General features: G+C 65.7%; 16 protein-coding genes and 1 pseudogene. 7 read left to right on the top strand and 10 right to left on the bottom strand.

The features are described 5' to 3' along the window. The 5 genes from HWX07_RS20100 to HWX07_RS20080 all read left to right on the top strand — a co-directional run bounded on the left by HWX07_RS20100 (position 1) and on the right by HWX07_RS20080 (position 4,514). Positions 1–1,038, top strand: coding sequence for a glycosyltransferase (locus tag HWX07_RS20100; protein ID WP_175808325.1), 1,038 nt, complete (start codon positions 1–3; stop codon positions 1,036–1,038). Next, entirely contained in the window at positions 1,035–1,982 is a 948-nt protein-coding gene (locus tag HWX07_RS20095) for a formyltransferase (RefSeq protein ID WP_175808326.1), read from the top strand. Before HWX07_RS20100 ends, HWX07_RS20095 begins: the two co-directional genes overlap by 4 nt. After that, positions 1,979–3,034: a bifunctional UDP-4-keto-pentose/UDP-xylose synthase gene (locus HWX07_RS20090; protein WP_006478632.1), complete on the top strand. Its 1,056-nt coding sequence runs from the start codon at positions 1,979–1,981 to the stop codon at positions 3,032–3,034. Before HWX07_RS20095 ends, HWX07_RS20090 begins: the two co-directional genes overlap by 4 nt. Positions 3,035–3,047: 13 nt before the next feature. Further along, positions 3,048–3,944, top strand: a complete 897-nt coding sequence (locus HWX07_RS20085) for a polysaccharide deacetylase family protein (protein ID WP_011549653.1) — start codon at positions 3,048–3,050, stop codon at positions 3,942–3,944. Between the two features lie 108 nt (positions 3,945–4,052). After that, positions 4,053–4,514 carry a peroxiredoxin gene (locus HWX07_RS20080; protein ID WP_175808327.1) on the top strand — a complete coding sequence of 154 codons (462 nt, stop codon included), beginning with the start codon at positions 4,053–4,055 and terminating at the stop codon, positions 4,512–4,514. A 210-nt stretch (positions 4,515–4,724) separates the two neighbouring features. Here the strand turns inward: HWX07_RS20080 and HWX07_RS36990 are convergent. Continuing rightward, a pseudogene (locus HWX07_RS36990) lies at positions 4,725–4,951 on the bottom strand (hypothetical protein); the annotation flags it as partial. On the opposite strand from HWX07_RS36990, the gene HWX07_RS20075 reads away from it, so the two are divergent. Continuing rightward, positions 4,847–6,649: a PhoH family protein gene (locus HWX07_RS20075; protein WP_012328664.1), complete on the top strand. Its 1,803-nt coding sequence runs from the start codon at positions 4,847–4,849 to the stop codon at positions 6,647–6,649. The pseudogene HWX07_RS36990 and the gene HWX07_RS20075 overlap by 105 nt on opposite strands. A 236-nt stretch (positions 6,650–6,885) precedes the next feature. Further along, the gene (locus HWX07_RS20070; protein ID WP_175877431.1) at positions 6,886–7,968 is read left to right on the top strand and encodes a C40 family peptidase; all 1,083 of its coding nucleotides are present in this window, start codon (positions 6,886–6,888) and stop codon (positions 7,966–7,968) included. A 139-nt stretch (positions 7,969–8,107) separates the two neighbouring features. On the opposite strand, the gene HWX07_RS20065 is transcribed toward HWX07_RS20070, so the two are convergent. From HWX07_RS20065 to HWX07_RS20025, 9 genes are all read right to left on the bottom strand, one after another. Continuing rightward, complete coding sequence (locus HWX07_RS20065) at positions 8,108–9,118, bottom strand: inorganic phosphate transporter (RefSeq protein ID WP_175808330.1); 1,011 nt, start codon at positions 9,116–9,118, stop codon at positions 8,108–8,110. A gap of 10 nt (positions 9,119–9,128) precedes the next feature. Beyond that, a complete protein-coding gene (locus HWX07_RS20060) occupies positions 9,129–9,755 on the bottom strand; it encodes a DUF47 domain-containing protein (RefSeq protein ID WP_089467615.1) in 627 nt (208 codons plus the stop codon). Positions 9,756–9,893: 138 nt separating this feature from the next. Further along, entirely contained in the window at positions 9,894–11,276 is a 1,383-nt protein-coding gene (locus HWX07_RS20055) for a replicative DNA helicase (RefSeq protein WP_006486249.1), read from the bottom strand. A gap of 142 nt (positions 11,277–11,418) precedes the next feature. Beyond that, positions 11,419–11,871 carry a 50S ribosomal protein L9 gene (gene rplI, locus HWX07_RS20050; protein ID WP_006486256.1) on the bottom strand — a complete coding sequence of 151 codons (453 nt, stop codon included), beginning with the start codon at positions 11,869–11,871 and terminating at the stop codon, positions 11,419–11,421. Positions 11,872–11,898: 27 nt separating this feature from the next. Continuing rightward, a complete protein-coding gene (rpsR, locus tag HWX07_RS20045; protein WP_006486248.1) occupies positions 11,899–12,174 on the bottom strand; it encodes a 30S ribosomal protein S18 in 276 nt (91 codons plus the stop codon). A gap of 4 nt (positions 12,175–12,178) precedes the next feature. Then, the gene (gene priB / locus HWX07_RS20040; RefSeq protein WP_006486250.1) at positions 12,179–12,478 is read right to left on the bottom strand and encodes a primosomal replication protein N; all 300 of its coding nucleotides are present in this window, start codon (positions 12,476–12,478) and stop codon (positions 12,179–12,181) included. A 40-nt stretch (positions 12,479–12,518) separates the two neighbouring features. Further along, positions 12,519–12,893 (bottom strand): 30S ribosomal protein S6, encoded by a 375-nt coding sequence (rpsF, locus tag HWX07_RS20035; RefSeq protein WP_006486255.1) that lies wholly within the window; start codon positions 12,891–12,893, stop codon positions 12,519–12,521. A 230-nt stretch (positions 12,894–13,123) separates the two neighbouring features. Continuing rightward, complete coding sequence (locus HWX07_RS20030; RefSeq protein WP_175877430.1) at positions 13,124–14,023, bottom strand: zf-HC2 domain-containing protein; 900 nt, start codon at positions 14,021–14,023, stop codon at positions 13,124–13,126. Beyond that, complete coding sequence (locus tag HWX07_RS20025; RefSeq protein ID WP_175877429.1) at positions 14,013–14,648, bottom strand: RNA polymerase sigma factor; 636 nt, start codon at positions 14,646–14,648, stop codon at positions 14,013–14,015. The genes HWX07_RS20030 and HWX07_RS20025 overlap by 11 nt, the downstream gene beginning before the upstream one ends. Between the last annotated feature and the right edge of the window lie 154 nt (positions 14,649–14,802).

The raw sequence follows: 14,802 nt of genomic DNA, 5'->3' as shown, positions 1-14,802 counted from the left end.
ATGAGTCACCTTGAAGCACGCGCCGGGCATCCGGGCGCCGCGCATCTGGACGCCGGCCGGCCCGAAGTGTCGGTCATCATTCCCGTGTACAACGAGGAAGACGGCCTCGCCGCGCTGTTCGCGCGGCTGTATCCGGCGCTCGACGCCCTCGACACGTCGTACGAAGTGATCCTGATCAACGACGGCAGCCGCGACCGCTCGGCCGCGATGCTCGCCGATCAGTTCCACGTACGCCCCGACACGACGCGCATCGTGCTGCTCAACGGCAACTACGGCCAGCACATGGCGATCCTCGCGGGCTTCGCCCAGTCGCGCGGCGAGATCGTCATCACGCTCGACGCCGACCTGCAGAACCCCCCCGAGGAAATCGGCAAGCTGATCGCGAAGATGCGCGAGGGCTACGACTACGTCGGCTCGATCCGCAAGCAGCGCCAGGACAGCCTGTGGCGACGCAAGGCGTCGCAGATGATGAACCGGCTGCGCGAGCGCATCACGCGCATCAAGATGACCGACCAGGGCTGCATGCTGCGCGCGTACAGCCGCCGCATCATCGACACGATCAACGTGTGCGGCGAAGTCAACACGTTCATACCCGCGCTCGCGTACACGTTCGCGCAGAAGCCGACCGAAATCGAAGTCGCGCACGAGGAACGCTTCGCGGGCGAATCGAAATATTCGCTGTACAGCCTGATCCGGCTGAACTTCGACCTCGTGACGGGCTTCTCGGTCGTGCCGCTGCAGTGGCTGTCGTTCATCGGCGTGATCCTGTCGCTCGGCTCCGCCGCGCTGTTCGTGCTGCTGCTCGTGCGCCGATTCATCGTCGGCGCGGAAGTGCAAGGCGTGTTCACGCTGTTCGCGATCACGTTCTTCCTGCTGGGTGTGATCATCTTCGCGCTCGGCCTGCTCGGCGAATACGTCGGCCGCATCTACCAGCAGGTGCGCGCGCGTCCCCGCTACCTGATCCAGGCCGTGCTCGAGCAGCACGACGGCGTGCCGCCGGTGCCGGCCGCCGCGAACCGTCCGGGAGCCGGGCAATGAAGCCGCGCGCGGTCGTCTTCGCGTATCACAACGTCGGCGTGCGGTGCCTGCAGGTGCTGCTCGCGCGCGGCGTCGACGTCGCGCTGGTCGTCACGCACGAGGACAATCCGAACGAGAACATCTGGTTCGGCAGCGTTGCGGCCGTCGCGGCCGAGCACGGCATTCCGGTGCTCACGCCGGCCGATCCCGCCGATCCGGCGCTGCGCCGCGCGGTGTCCGACGCGCGGCCCGATTTCATCTTCTCGTTCTACTACCGCCACATGCTGCCGGTGGACCTGCTCGCGATCGCGCCGCGCGGCGCGTACAACATGCACGGCTCGCTGCTGCCGAAATACCGGGGTCGGGTACCGACCAACTGGGCCGTGCTGAACGGCGAAACGGAAACCGGCGCGACGCTGCACGAGATGGCTGCCAAACCCGACGCGGGCGCGATCATCGCCCAGACCGCGGTGCCGATCCTGCCGGACGACACGGCCGCGCAGGTATTCGACAAGGTCACGGTGGCCGCCGAGCAGACGCTCTGGCGTGTGTTGCCCGCGCTGCTCGCGGGCGAGGCGCCGCACTTGCCGAACGATCTCGCGACCGGCAGCTACTACGGCGGGCGCAAGCCGGAGGACGGCCGCGTCGACTGGTCGAAGCCGGCCGCGCAGGTCTACAACCTGGTGCGCGCGGTCGCGCCCCCGTATCCAGGTGCATTCACCGACGTCGCCGGCACGCGCTTCGTGATCGCCCGTGCGCGCCTCGCGGCGCCCGGCAGCGCGATCGCCGCGGCCGCGGCAGATTTGCCGCCCGGCCTGCACGTAAGCGATAATGCGCTATTCGGCGTCTGCGGCGACAGCCGGGCCCTATCCATTCTCGAACTCCGGCAGCAGCGCGACGGCAGCGAAACCGTCGTGACGCCCGCGGAATTCGCGCAGTTCATTCATTCTTCCCGTCATTCATGAAAGCAAAAAAAGTCCTGATCCTGGGTGTGAACGGCTTCATCGGCCATCACCTGTCGAAACGCATTCTTGAAACCACCGATTGGGAAGTGTTCGGCATGGACATGCAGACCGACCGGCTGGGCGACCTCGTCAACCACGAGCGGATGCATTTCTTCGAAGGCGACATCACGATCAACAAGGAGTGGGTCGAGTATCACGTGAAGAAGTGCGACGTGATCCTGCCGCTCGTCGCGATCGCCACGCCGGCCACCTACGTCCAGCAGCCGCTGCGCGTGTTCGAACTCGACTTCGAGGCGAACCTGCCGATCGTGCGCTCGGCCGTCAAGTACGGCAAACACCTGGTGTTCCCGTCGACCTCCGAGGTCTACGGCATGTGCTCGGACGAGCAGTTCGACCCGGACGCGTCGGCGCTCACCTACGGCCCGATCAACAAGCCGCGCTGGATCTACGCGTGCTCGAAGCAGCTGATGGACCGCGTGATCTGGGGTTACGGAATGGAAGGCCTGAACTTCACGCTGTTCCGTCCGTTCAACTGGATCGGCCCGGGCCTCGACTCGATCTACACGCCGAAGGAAGGCAGCTCGCGCGTGGTCACGCAGTTCCTCGGCCACATAGTGCGCGGCGAGAACATCAGCCTCGTCGACGGCGGCTCGCAGAAGCGCGCGTTCACCGATATCGGCGACGGCATCAGCGCGCTGATGAAGATCATCGAGAACAAGGGAGGCGTCGCGTCGGGCAAGATCTACAACATCGGGAATCCGAAGAACAACTTCTCGGTTCGCGAGCTCGCGCACAAGATGCTCGAACTGGCTGCGGAATTCCCCGAGTACGCCGATTCGGCCAAGCAGGTGAAGCTCGTCGAAACGACGTCGGGCGCCTACTACGGCAACGGCTACCAGGACGTGCAGAACCGCGTGCCGAAGATCGACAACACGATGCAGGAGCTCGGCTGGGCGCCGCAGGCGACGTTCGACGACGCGCTGCGCAACATCTTCGAAGCGTATCGCGGCCACGTCGCCGACGCGCGCGCGCTCGTCGAACAGCAAGGCTGACCGGGACGTTCGCTTGGCTCGTATCGTCCTCAAGATCGACGTCGACACGCTGCGCGGCACGCGCGAAGGCGTGCCGAACCTCGCGCGCATCTTCGATCGCTTCAATGCGCGCGCGACCTTCCTCTTCAGCCTCGGCCCGGATCACACCGGCTGGGCGCTGCGGCGCGTGTTCCGCCCTGGCTTCCTGAAGAAGGTGTCGCGCACGTCGGTGGTCGAACACTACGGCGTGAAGCAGCTGATGTACGGCGTGCTGCTGCCCGGTCCCGACATCGGCCGCCGCGCGATCGCCGATATGCGCGCGATTCACGAGGCCGGCTTCGAATGCGGCATCCACACGTGGGATCACGTGTATTGGCAAGACAACGTGCGCGTGCGCGACCGCGACTGGACCGCGCGTGAAATGCAGAAGAGTCACGCGCGCTTCATCGAGATCTTCGGCGCGCCGCCCGTCACGCACGGCGCGGCCGGCTGGCAGATGAACGATGCCGCGTTCGAGCAGATCGACGCGTGGGGGATGCGCTACGCATCCGACGGTCGCGGCCACTCGCCGTACCTGCCCGTCGTCGGCGGCCGCACGCTGTCGCATGTGCAGATGCCGACCACGCTGCCGACGCTCGACGAAGTACTCGGCATCGACGGCGTCGACACGCACAACGTCGCCGCGCACATCCTCGCGTTCACTGCAACCAATCCGCACGACCAGGTGTTCACGCTGCATGCGGAGCTGGAAGGCCAGAAGCTCGCGCCCGTGTTCGAGCAACTGCTCGCCGGCTGGCGTGCGCAAGGCCACACGTTCGCGACGATGGGCGACTACCACGCGACGCTGGACCGCGACTCGCTGCCATCGTACCCTGTCACGTGGGGCGAAATCCCCGGCCGCTCCGGCGAACTGATCGTCCAGCCCGACTGAGTTCGCGCGCGAGCCGGCGTCGCCGCCCCGCCCTTGCGGCGCGCTGCCGCGACGCCCCGCCGAACCGCGCCGCCGCGGCGGCGCCTTCCATAACAACAGGAGAAACACGTGTCTGTCGAAGTTGACCGTCAAGTTCCCGATTTCACCGCACCGGCCACGGGCGGCGACGTTTCGCTGTCCGGCCTGAAGGGCAAGAAGCTCGTGCTGTACTTCTATCCGAAGGACAACACGCCAGGCTGCACGACCGAAGGGCTGCAGTTCCGCGATCTCTATCCGAAATTCAAGAAGGCTGGTGCGGAAGTCATCGGCGTGTCGCGCGACAGCCTGCGCTCGCACGACAATTTCAAGGCCAAGCTCGAACTGCCGTTCCCGCTGATCTCCGATGCCGACGAAGCGCTGTGCGCGCTGTTCGATGTCATCAAGATGAAGAAAATGTATGGCAAGGAAGTGCGCGGAATCGAGCGCTCGACGTTCCTGATCGACGCCGAAGGCGTGCTTCGCCAGGCATGGCGCGGCATCAAGGTACCGGGTCACGTGGACGACGTGCTAAAGGCTGTACAAGCGCTTTGAGGCGCGTTATATTGGGCCGCAATGAATGCCAGTTCGCCCCATATTTCTCGTAGCTGCGCCCGTGCCCGTTGCAATGCTTCCCGGCACCTGACGCGCACGACGGCATCAGCCGAGCCGCATGTCCCTGTCGACGGGGCAGCGGCTTTTTTTATGGAACGCGCGCCGGCCCTCCCCGGTCCGGCCTTTACCGCATCGAGGAGCTGATCGACACTTAGGCGAACCGGCTAGACGAAATTCCTGTGCGCCACCGCGCGCAAACTGCATGCGTCTACGTCACGCAGGATGCGATCAGCGGCGCACGCCATGCGACACGATTCCTCCCGAGGGACACCATGCCTTTGCCTACTCCCCCCAGCAAGCTCGGCAGCCTGCTGCCGCCCGACGAATACAAGGCGAAAGCGCGGCCCGCGAAAGCCGCGAAGAAATCCGCCGAAGGGGACGCATCCACAGCCGGTGACTATGGTCCGGCCAGCGTGGCCCAACCGATGATCGAAGCCGCGAACACGGCCGCGCCGCTGCGCGCCGTCGCGTCTTCGGCGCCCGACGCCGCGAGCGCGCCCGCACGCGGCCGCAAGACCAGGCAGACGGCCGCGTTGCTGCAGCCGCTACAGGCGCCTGCGGCCCCCGCGGCACCGGTCGTTGCACGCAACGACAAGCCGGCCGCCGGGAAACCGGCCGCCGCGCCCGCGCGCGATGCCGGCGCCGCGACGAAGTCGCGCAGCCGCAAGCCCGCCGAAGTCGAACAGCAGAAACTGTTCGTGCTCGACACCAACGTGCTGATGCACGACCCGAGCAGCCTCTTCCGCTTCGAGGAACACGACGTCTATCTGCCGATGATGACGCTCGAGGAACTCGACAACCACAAGAAGGGGATGTCCGAAGTCGCGCGTAACGCTCGTCAGGTCAGCCGCACGCTCGACGCGCTGGTCGCCGACGGCGGCCCGATCTCGGACGGCATCCCGCTGTCGCGCCTCGGCAGCCGCGAGGCGGTCGGCCGCCTGTACTTCCAGACGAAGCTCGCCGACATCGCGCCGGTCGAAGGCTTGCCCGCCGGCAAGGCCGACAACCAGATCCTCGGCGTCGTGCGCGCGCTGCAGCGCGACCGGCCCGACCGCCAGGTCGTGCTGGTGTCGAAAGACATCAACATGCGGATCAAGGCGCACGCGCTCGGCCTGCCCGCGGAAGACTACTTCAACGACCAGGTCCTCGAGGATTCGGATCTCCTGTACAACGGCGTGCGCGAACTGCCGCAGGACTTCTGGACCAAGCATGCGAAGGGCATGGAGAGCTGGCAGGACACGAAGACGGGCACCACGTACTATCGCGTGACCGGCCCGCTCGTCGCGTCGATGCTCGTCAACGAGTTCGTCTATCTCGAGCCGCAGAACGGCGAGCCGACGTTCCACGCGATCGTCCGCGAGCTGAACGGCAAGACGGCGCTGCTGCAGACGCTGCGCGACTACAGCCACCACAAGAACAACGTGTGGGGCATCACCGCGCGCAACCGCGAGCAGAACTTCGCGCTGAACCTGCTGATGAACCCCGAGATCGACTTCGTCACGTTGCTCGGCCAGGCCGGCACCGGCAAGACGCTCGTCGCGCTCGCGGCCGGCCTCGCGCAGGTGCTCGACGACAAGCGCTACAACGAGATCATCGTGACGCGCGCGACCGTGCCCGTCGGCGAGGACATCGGTTTCCTGCCCGGCACCGAGGAAGAGAAGATGCAGCCGTGGATGGGCGCATTCGACGACAACCTCGAAGTGCTGCAGAAGACCGACGACGCGGCCGGCGAATGGGGCCGTGCCGCGACGCAGGAGCTGATCCGTTCGCGCCTGAAGGTGAAGAGCATGAACTTCATGCGCGGCCGCACGTTCGTCGACAAGTATCTGATCATCGACGAGGCGCAGAACCTGACGCCCAAGCAGATGAAGACGCTCGTCACGCGCGCGGGCCCCGGCACGAAGATCGTGTGCCTCGGCAACATCGCGCAGATCGACACGCCTTACCTGACCGAAGGCAGCTCGGGCCTGACCTACGTCGTCGACCGCTTCAAGGGCTGGGGCCACAGCGGCCACGTGACCCTCGCACGCGGCGAACGCTCGCGGCTCGCCGACTACGCGTCGGACATTCTGTAACGCGCACGCCGGCCGATCCGCCGGCTTTCGACGCCATGCGGCGCTCCGTTTCCGGAGCGCCGTTTTTATTTGGGGTCGAAAACGAAGGTAATACCCTGTCACGCAACAACGCAGTTTACGCGCGAAACTTCAAGTAAATTCTCAAGAATAGTTGCTTAAGCCCCGCTGGAGCGTCTACCATCGGGCCTATCTGTCGTCATACGATTCGCGAGCGCGCCGCGCTCGCCCGCCTTGCCATGCTTCGAATCTGGGTTCCCGTCGCCGTCGTCTCCCTGCTTGCGGCCTGCTCCAGCGTGCCGCCGCAGTCGGCATCGCGTTCCGCTTCGGGCATGAAGATCACGACGCCGCGTGCGTTCCCGGCGCCCGCCAATTTCCCGAAATTCGTCGACCACAGCGTCGGCCAGGAAGAAATCTCGATCCAGGCGATGAGCCTCGTCGGCGTCCCGTATCGCTGGGGCGGCAACACGCCGACGAGCGGCTTCGACTGCAGCGGGCTCGTGCGCTACGTGATCGGCCGCGCGGCCGATGTCAACCTGCCGCGCACGACTGCCGACATGAGCGGCCGCGGTGTATCGGTCGAACCCGACGAGATCGCGCCGGGCGACCTGATTTTCTTCAATACGACCGGACGACCGCATTCGCACGTCGGCATCTACGTGGGCAAGCTGCGCTTCGTCAACGCACCGTCGACGGGCGGCACCGTGCGGCTCGACTATCTGACGAACCCGTACTGGGCCAAGCGTTTCGACGGCATTCGCCGCGTCGCGCCGCCGCGCTCGGCCCCGACGCCGTTCGATGCGCCGACCTACGAGGCCAAGCGCGACGAGCCGCGCAATCCGGCGGTCGCGGCCGCCCCGGTGGTCGTGACGGCTGCCGTCGCACAGCGGCAGCCCGCGTATGCGTCGTCGCAAGCAAAAGCAACGCAGGCGCCGGCTTTGGCCATCCCGACCACGCCGGTCGTGACGGCCGCCGCAGCCGCACCGGCAGCACCGGCCCCCGATCCGTACGAACCACCGCCACCGCGGATGCAGGCGGCTCAGCAGCAAGCCACCTCGGTGAATGACGGCGCGACCGCGATGACGGCCAATGCAGCCCCGGCCGCCCCGGCGGAAGTCGGCACGCAGATTCCGACGACCGCACTGACGGCCGCCCAGGCCGCCGCCTTCGATGCCGAACCGCCGCCCGCCACCGTGTCGACGCCCCCACGCAGCAGCGAGCCCGTGCAGGTGCTGCGTGCGTCGACGCAAGCCGTGCCCGTCAGCCCGCGCACGAGTACGGCGGACGATCCGATTGCACGGTTTGCGAACGGCAGTTACTGACCTGTTGTTGCTTGCCGGGCGCCGGTGACGTCGACGGTATCCGCGGCCGCGCCGCCGCAACCTTCCGCCTCCCAAAAGAAAATGCGCCGCGGCCTTTCGGCTCGCGACGCATTTCGCGTCGATCAGGCAGCGTCGGTGATCAGAAGATCTGGTGCCCGAGCCACCACCCGCCGGCCGCGAACAGCGCGGCCGCCGGCAGCGTCAGCACCCACGCCCACACGATGTTGCCGGCGACACCCCAGCGCACGGCCGACAGCTTCTGCGTGGCGCCGACGCCGACGATCGCGCCGGTGATCGTGTGCGTGGTCGACACGGGAATGCCGAGGAACGACGCGACGAACAGCGTGATCGCTCCACCGCTTTCCGCGCAGAAACCGCCGACCGGCTTGAGCTTCGTGATCTTCTGGCCCATCGTGCGCACGATGCGCCAGCCGCCGAACAGCGTGCCGAGGCCCATCGACAGGTAACACGCGCCGATTACCCACGCCGGCGGCGCATCGGCGGTCGCCGACGCGTAGCCGCTCGCGATCAGCAGCATCCAGATGATACCGATCGTCTTCTGTGCGTCGTTGCCGCCGTGGCCCAGGCTGTACAGCCCGGCCGACAGCAGCTGCAGCCGGCGGAAGCGCCGGTCGACCTTGCTGGGCGCGGTACGGAAGTACAGCCACGACACGCCGAGCATGAACAGCGAACCGAGAATGAAGCCGAGCAGCGGCGAAATGAAGATGAACGCGATCGTCTTCAGCAGCCCGTCGATGTTCAGCGAGCTCCAGCCCGACTTCGCGAGCGCCGCACCGACGAGGCCGCCGATCAGCGCGTGCGACGAACTCGACGGAATCCCGTAGTACCAGGTGATCACGTTCCAGCCGATCGCGCCGACCAGCGCGCCGAAGATGACGTAATGGTCGACGATCTCGGGGTCGATCGTGCCTTTACCGACGGTCTGCGCGACTTTCAGGTGGAAGATGAAGTACGCGATCACGTTGAACGCGGCCGCGAACACGACGGCCTGCTGGGGCTTCAGCACCCCGGTCGACACGACGGTGGCGATCGAGTTCGCCGCGTCGTGAAAGCCGTTCATGAAGTCGAATACGAGCGCGACGAGCACGAGCGCCGCGACCATCCATAGGGCGAGTTGTATCGAATGCATCGTGGTCCGCTCAGGCGTTTTCCAGCACGATGCCTTCGATGATGTTCGCGACGTCCTCGCACTTGTCGGTGATCTCTTCGAGCAGCTCGTAGATCGCCTTCAGCTTGATGAGCGTCTTCACGTCGTCTTCCTCGCGGAACAGCTTCGACATCGCCGAGCGCAGCACGCGGTCGGCTTCCGATTCCCAGCGATCGATTTCCTCGCACTGCTTGAGGATCTGCGCCGACTGCTTCATGTCGGACAGCAGACCGACGGCCTGCTGCACGTGCTGCGCCGACTGCGTGACGATGTGCGCGAGCTGGCTCGCCTCGGACGTGACGGACTGCACGTCGTACAGCGACACGGCCGTCGCGACGTCTTCCATCAGGTCGAGGATGTCGTCCATCGTCGTGATCAGCTTGTGGATCTCGTCGCGATCGAGCGGCGTGATGAAGGTCTTGTGCAGCAAATCGATCGCCTCGTGCGTGAGCTTGTCGGCGGCCTTCTCGGCGATTTGCACGTTTTGCTTGTGAATCTCGGCGTCGGCGAGATTGTCGATCAGCAGTTCGAGCTCGCGGCCACCGGAAACGATGTGCTTCGCGTGCGCGTTGAAGAGTTCAAAGAACTTGCCCTCGGTGGGCATGAATCGACCGAACATGGGATTCCTGAGAGATTGTCAAACTACTGTCACGAAAACGGGCGACATTGTACCGGTTTCGGTCGCGACGCGACGTGCGCATATGCGCACGCCGGGATTGGATACAACATTTGGCGAAATAGGTGTTTACAACCGGCTTTACTCGCCGTAGAAGGTCTGCGCCCCGGCAAAATTGTCGAACTTCGTGTATTGCCCCAGGAACGTGAGCCGAACAGGCCCGATCGGACCGTTACGCTGCTTGCCGATGATGATTTCGGCCGTCCCCTTGTCAGGGCTGTCCGGATTGTAGACCTCATCACGATAAATGAACAGGATCACGTCCGCATCCTGTTCGATTGCGCCCGATTCGCGCAAATCCGACATCACCGGACGCTTGTTCGGACGCTGTTCGAGGCCGCGGTTCAGCTGCGACAGCGCGATCACCGGCACGTCGAGTTCCTTCGCGAGGCTCTTCAGCGATCGCGAGATTTCGGAAATTTCGGTCGCGCGGTTCTCGCCCTGAGACGAACCCGACATCAGCTGCAGGTAGTCGACGATGATCAAGCCGAGCTTGCCGCACTGCCGCGCCAGACGCCGCGCGCGCGAGCGCAATTCCATCGGGTTCAGGCCGCCCGTCTCGTCGATGAAGAGCTGCGCCTCGCTCATCTTCTGCACCGCGTGCGTCAGCTTCGGCCAGTCCTCGTCCGTCAGGCGGCCCGTACGCATCCGGTGCTGGTCGAGCCGGCCGATCGAGCCGAGCATACGCATCACGAGCTGGGTGCCCGGCATTTCCATCGAGAACACCGCAACCGGCAACCCGTACTCGACCGCGACGTATTCGCCGATGTTCATGGAGAACGCGGTCTTACCCATCGACGGGCGCCCCGCGACGATGATCAGTTCGCCACCGTGCATCCCGGACGTCATCCGATCGAGGTCGACGAAGCCCGTCGGCGTGCCGGTGACGTCGCTCGGGTTCGCGGTGTGGTACAGCGTGTCGATGCGCTCGACCACCTGCGTGAGCAACGGGCCGATCTCGAGGAAGCCCTGGTTGCCGCGCGCGCCCTCTTCGGCGATCGAGAACACCTTCGATTCGGCCTCGTCGAGCAACTGGCGGACTTCCTTGCCCTGCGGATTGAAGGCGTCGGCCGAGATCTCGTCGGCGACCGACACGAGCCGGCGCAGCACCGCGCGATCACGGACGATTTCCGCGTAGCGGCGGATGTTCGCCGCGCTCGGCGTGTTCTGCGCGAGGGCGTTCAGGTACGCGAGCCCGCCGACGTCGTCGGCCTTGCCGGACGTGGTCAGCGCTTCGTAGACGGTCACGACGTCGGCCGGGCGCGTCGACGCGATCAGGCGGCCGATGTGCTCGTAGATGATCCGGTGGTCGTAACGGTAGAAGTCGCCCTGCGACAGGAAGTCGGCAATCCGGTCCCATGCCGCGTTGTCGAGCAACAGGCCGCCGAGCACCGACTGCTCGGCTTCGACCGAATGCGGCGGGACTTTCAGCGATTCGATTTGGGGATCTTGCGGCGCGTTCATGGGTTGGGATTATCGCGAATAGATGGCGGCAGCGCTACCACCGCTTGCCGGCGAGCGGGCAACAAAAAAGGCAGGCCCCGGTTACCCGGGCGCCTGCCCTTGTCCGGACGGCGGAAGCCGCCCGGCAAGCTTGCGTCTACGCTTACGCGTGGTCGCCGATCACGTTGATCGTGACGTCGACGACGACGTCCGTGTGCAGCGCGACTTGCACGTTGTGCTCGCCGATCATCTTCAGCGGGCCTTCCGGCATGCGCACTTGCAGCTTCTCGACTTCGTAGCCTGCCTTCTTCAGCAGTTCCGCGACGTCGCCGTTCGTGACCGAGCCGAACAGACGGCCGTCGACGCCCGACTTCTGCGTGATTTCGAACGACTGGCCGTTCAGCTTCTCGCCGACTGCCTGCGATGCCGCCAGCTTTTCAGCGGCGATCTTTTCGAGTTCAGCGCGGCGCACTTCGAATTCGGCGATCGCTTCCTTCGTTGCACGGCGAGCCTTGCGGTTCGGGATCAGGAAGTTGCGAGCGTAACCGTCCTTGACCTTGACGATATCGCCGAGGTTACCCAGATTGGCGACTTTTTCCAACAGAATGATTTGCATTCGAATTCTCCTTATTGCGTCGCCTGATTACGCCTTGTGCTGATCGGTGTACGGCAGCAGCGCGAGGAAACGCGCACGCTTGATGGCCGTATCCAGCTGACGCTGATAGTGCGCCTTCGTACCCGTCAGACGAGCCGGCGTGATCTTGCCGTTTTCGCCGATGAAGTCCTTCAGCGTTTCCGTGTCCTTGTAGTCGATCTGCTCGACGCCGGCAGCCGTGAAACGGCAGAACTTCTTGCGCTTGAAGAGCGGGTTTTGTTGCTGACGACGCTTGTCGAATTTCTTACCAGTCGGGCGGGGCATGATTTCAGTCCTTTCCAATGTCCTGCAATGCTGTGATGTGAAACACCAAGGTTCTCGCGTTGCGGCTTTTCTTGGCCAGAAAGCCCGTGAACAGCGTTTCGACGCCCATTTCACGACTTTCCAGCTTGCCGCTCGCCTCACCGGCCGCCACCGCTTCGATCGTCATTTCGACCTGGCGGGGAATGCCTGCTTCGACGACTTCCGTGCGGTGATGCAATGTGGCGCTTGCGATCGGAACACCGGCCGGCGTATATCGCACCGGTGCGCGTTCGACGACGCTCGCCGTCAATTGCAACCTGTTCACGTGAGTGGCGCGCTCCTTGATGGCTTAATGAGTGACGAACTTAAGCCTGCGCTTCGGCCGGCTGAGCTGCAGCCGCCTTCTTGGCTTCTTCGCGCTGAACTTCCTTCATCATCGGCGACGGGCCGGTTTCGGCCTTCTTCATCTTGACGATGAGGTGACGCAGCACGGCGTCGTTGAACTTGAACGCGTGTTCGAGTTCGTCGAGCGTCGTCTGGTCGCACTCGATGTTCATGCAGACGTAGTGAGCCTTCGCGAGTTTCTCGATCATGTAGGCCAGTTGGCGACGGCCCCAGTCTTCGACACGGTGGATCTGACCGCCGTGCGACGTGATCGTGGACTTGTAACGCTCGATCATCGCGGGCACTTGCTCGCTTTGATCGGGGTGCACGATGAATACGATTTCGTAATGACGCATTACACACTCCTTGTGGATTAAAGCCACCCGGGCGTCTGAACCGGTGTGGCAAGTGAGAAGCCGAAGATTCTAACCCGGTTACGGGGCGCATGCAAGGCCAATCGACGATTGGCCAACGGATTCGGCCGTGTTTTCAAAGACTTGAACGGGTGTGCCGGGGCAAAAGACTATCGTTCTGGCCTTCTATTGCCGAGGGTCGGAACACCAAAATGACCGCCCCGCCGCCGCGGTCACTCGCTGTGCGTGCCCGCAAGCCGCGCGTCCAGCGCCGTCCGGAATGCCGCGAGCGCCGACGGCTCGGCGTCCGTCACGGCCCACCATGTCATCCCGGCCGCGTCCCAGCGGTCGAGCGCATAGCCCTGCGACACGGTCGCGTACGGGGCCGCCGGCCGTTCGCCGGCCGGCTGCACGTAGACGTCGACCACGTGCTGCCGGTGGCGGTAAACGAGCACCGCGACGCGGCGACGCCCGACGTAGTCGAGCCGGCCGCCGACCAGCGCGAAGCCGTCCCTGGCGAGATCCTCGACCGGCGGCGCGTAGTCGAGCCGGCCGTTGAACCACGGCTTGACCGTGTGCTGGTCGGTGGAGATCACGTCGATGTCGCGCGCCGACAGGTCGGCCCGTACGTGGCTCGCGACGAGTTCGTCGACCGTTCGGTCGGTGTCGGCATGACGGGCGGACCACGCCATGCCGCCCGCCGCCGCGACCGCCATCAGCAACGCGACGCCCCAGCCGAGCCCCGGCAACGCAGCCACGCGCGGCCCGGTGCCGGTGCCGGCCGGCCCCGGTCGGGCCGACCCGCCGCGCCCGGTCAGCCAGGAAAACCAGTCTCGGCCACGCGGCCGCCGCGGCGATGACTCGGGCTCAGGCCGCGGCTCGGCCCGCGACGGCTCGTGAGCAGGCGCGTCGCCCGCAGCCGGCAGGCTCGCGAGGATGCTCGCCCGCAGCGCGTCCGGCGCGCGGTGATAATCGGCCTGCCGCACGGCCTGCACCAGCGTGACGATCCGCGCGCGTTCGCGGCGGCACGCGTCGCACCCTTCGACATGCTGCTGGACCCGCAACGCATCGGGCGCCGACAGCTCGCGGTCGACGTCCGCGTCCAGCAACGCTCGCGCTTCGTTACAGTCCATCGATAGCCTCCGATGCGGTTCCGCCCGCTGGCGCCCGGCCCGGCCGGCCTTCGGTCACCGGTGCGCCGCCCAGCAGCGCGGCGAGCTTGCGCCGGCCGCGCGCGAGCCGCGACATCACCGTGCCGACCGGCACGTCCGCGATCGCCGCGATCTCGCGGTAGCTCAGGTCCTCCATCTCGCGCAACACGAGCACCTCGCGGTATTCGGGCGGCAGCTTCGCGAGCGCCGCATTCACGAGCCGCACGTTCTCGCCGCGCAGCAGGTGCGCGAGCGGGTCCTCCGTCGCCGGCTGCCAGTCGTCGGGCATGTCGGCATCGTCGAGCGTGTCGGGCAGCGCGACCTCGTGCGCATGCGTGCGCCGCCGCCATTCGGTGTACCAGGTGTGGCGCACGATCGTCAGCAGCCACGGCCGCGCGTTGTCGCCGCGACACGAATCGACGAAGCGCAGCGCGCGCATGCACGCATCCTGGACGACGTCGTCCGCATCGCCGGCGCTGCCGCTCAGCCAGCGCGCGAGGTTGTACGCGGCGTCGAGATGCGGCAGCACGAGCGTGCGAAACCGCTCGCCGCGCGCGAGCGCATCGTTCGCCGCCCGTTCCTCGACCGCCTGTCCGGCTTGCCCCACATGGCCTCCCTGGTCCCGGCGGCCGACGCCGCGCCCGTTCCGCGCACGGTGCCCGGACAGACCGGCAACGTGCACGCTCGATGACCTTACCGCTGATGCGTCGAGTTTATTCCCGCGCCGTGCGCATCGAGCGTAAAAAAAGCCAGGCGGGCCG

Source organism: Burkholderia sp. BCC0097 (genome assembly GCF_902832985.1).
GTDB classification, from domain to species: domain Bacteria; phylum Pseudomonadota; class Gammaproteobacteria; order Burkholderiales; family Burkholderiaceae; genus Burkholderia; species Burkholderia orbicola.
This window is presented reverse-complemented; position numbering and strand designations above follow the sequence as displayed.

Excerpts from the sequence above, each read along its gene's own strand:
- rpsR (WP_006486248.1), bottom strand. The coding sequence starts at position 12,174 with ATGCCCCGCCCGACTGGTAAGAAATTCGACAAGCGTCGTCAGCAACAA.
- HWX07_RS20070 (WP_175877431.1), top strand. The coding sequence starts at position 6,886 with ATGCTTCGAATCTGGGTTCCCGTCGCCGTCGTCTCCCTGCTTGCGGCC.
- HWX07_RS20090 (WP_006478632.1), top strand. The coding sequence starts at position 1,979 with ATGAAAGCAAAAAAAGTCCTGATCCTGGGTGTGAACGGCTTCATCGGC.
- HWX07_RS20095 (WP_175808326.1), top strand. The coding sequence starts at position 1,035 with ATGAAGCCGCGCGCGGTCGTCTTCGCGTATCACAACGTCGGCGTGCGG.
- HWX07_RS20075 (WP_012328664.1), top strand. The coding sequence starts at position 4,847 with ATGCCTTTGCCTACTCCCCCCAGCAAGCTCGGCAGCCTGCTGCCGCCC.
- HWX07_RS20060 (WP_089467615.1), bottom strand. The coding sequence starts at position 9,755 with ATGTTCGGTCGATTCATGCCCACCGAGGGCAAGTTCTTTGAACTCTTC.
- HWX07_RS20100 (WP_175808325.1), top strand. The coding sequence starts at position 1 with ATGAGTCACCTTGAAGCACGCGCCGGGCATCCGGGCGCCGCGCATCTG.
- HWX07_RS20030 (WP_175877430.1), bottom strand. The coding sequence starts at position 14,023 with ATGGACTGTAACGAAGCGCGAGCGTTGCTGGACGCGGACGTCGACCGC.
- rpsF (WP_006486255.1), bottom strand. The coding sequence starts at position 12,893 with ATGCGTCATTACGAAATCGTATTCATCGTGCACCCCGATCAAAGCGAG.
- HWX07_RS20055 (WP_006486249.1), bottom strand. The coding sequence starts at position 11,276 with ATGAACGCGCCGCAAGATCCCCAAATCGAATCGCTGAAAGTCCCGCCG.
- rplI (WP_006486256.1), bottom strand. The coding sequence starts at position 11,871 with ATGCAAATCATTCTGTTGGAAAAAGTCGCCAATCTGGGTAACCTCGGC.
- HWX07_RS20065 (WP_175808330.1), bottom strand. The coding sequence starts at position 9,118 with ATGCATTCGATACAACTCGCCCTATGGATGGTCGCGGCGCTCGTGCTC.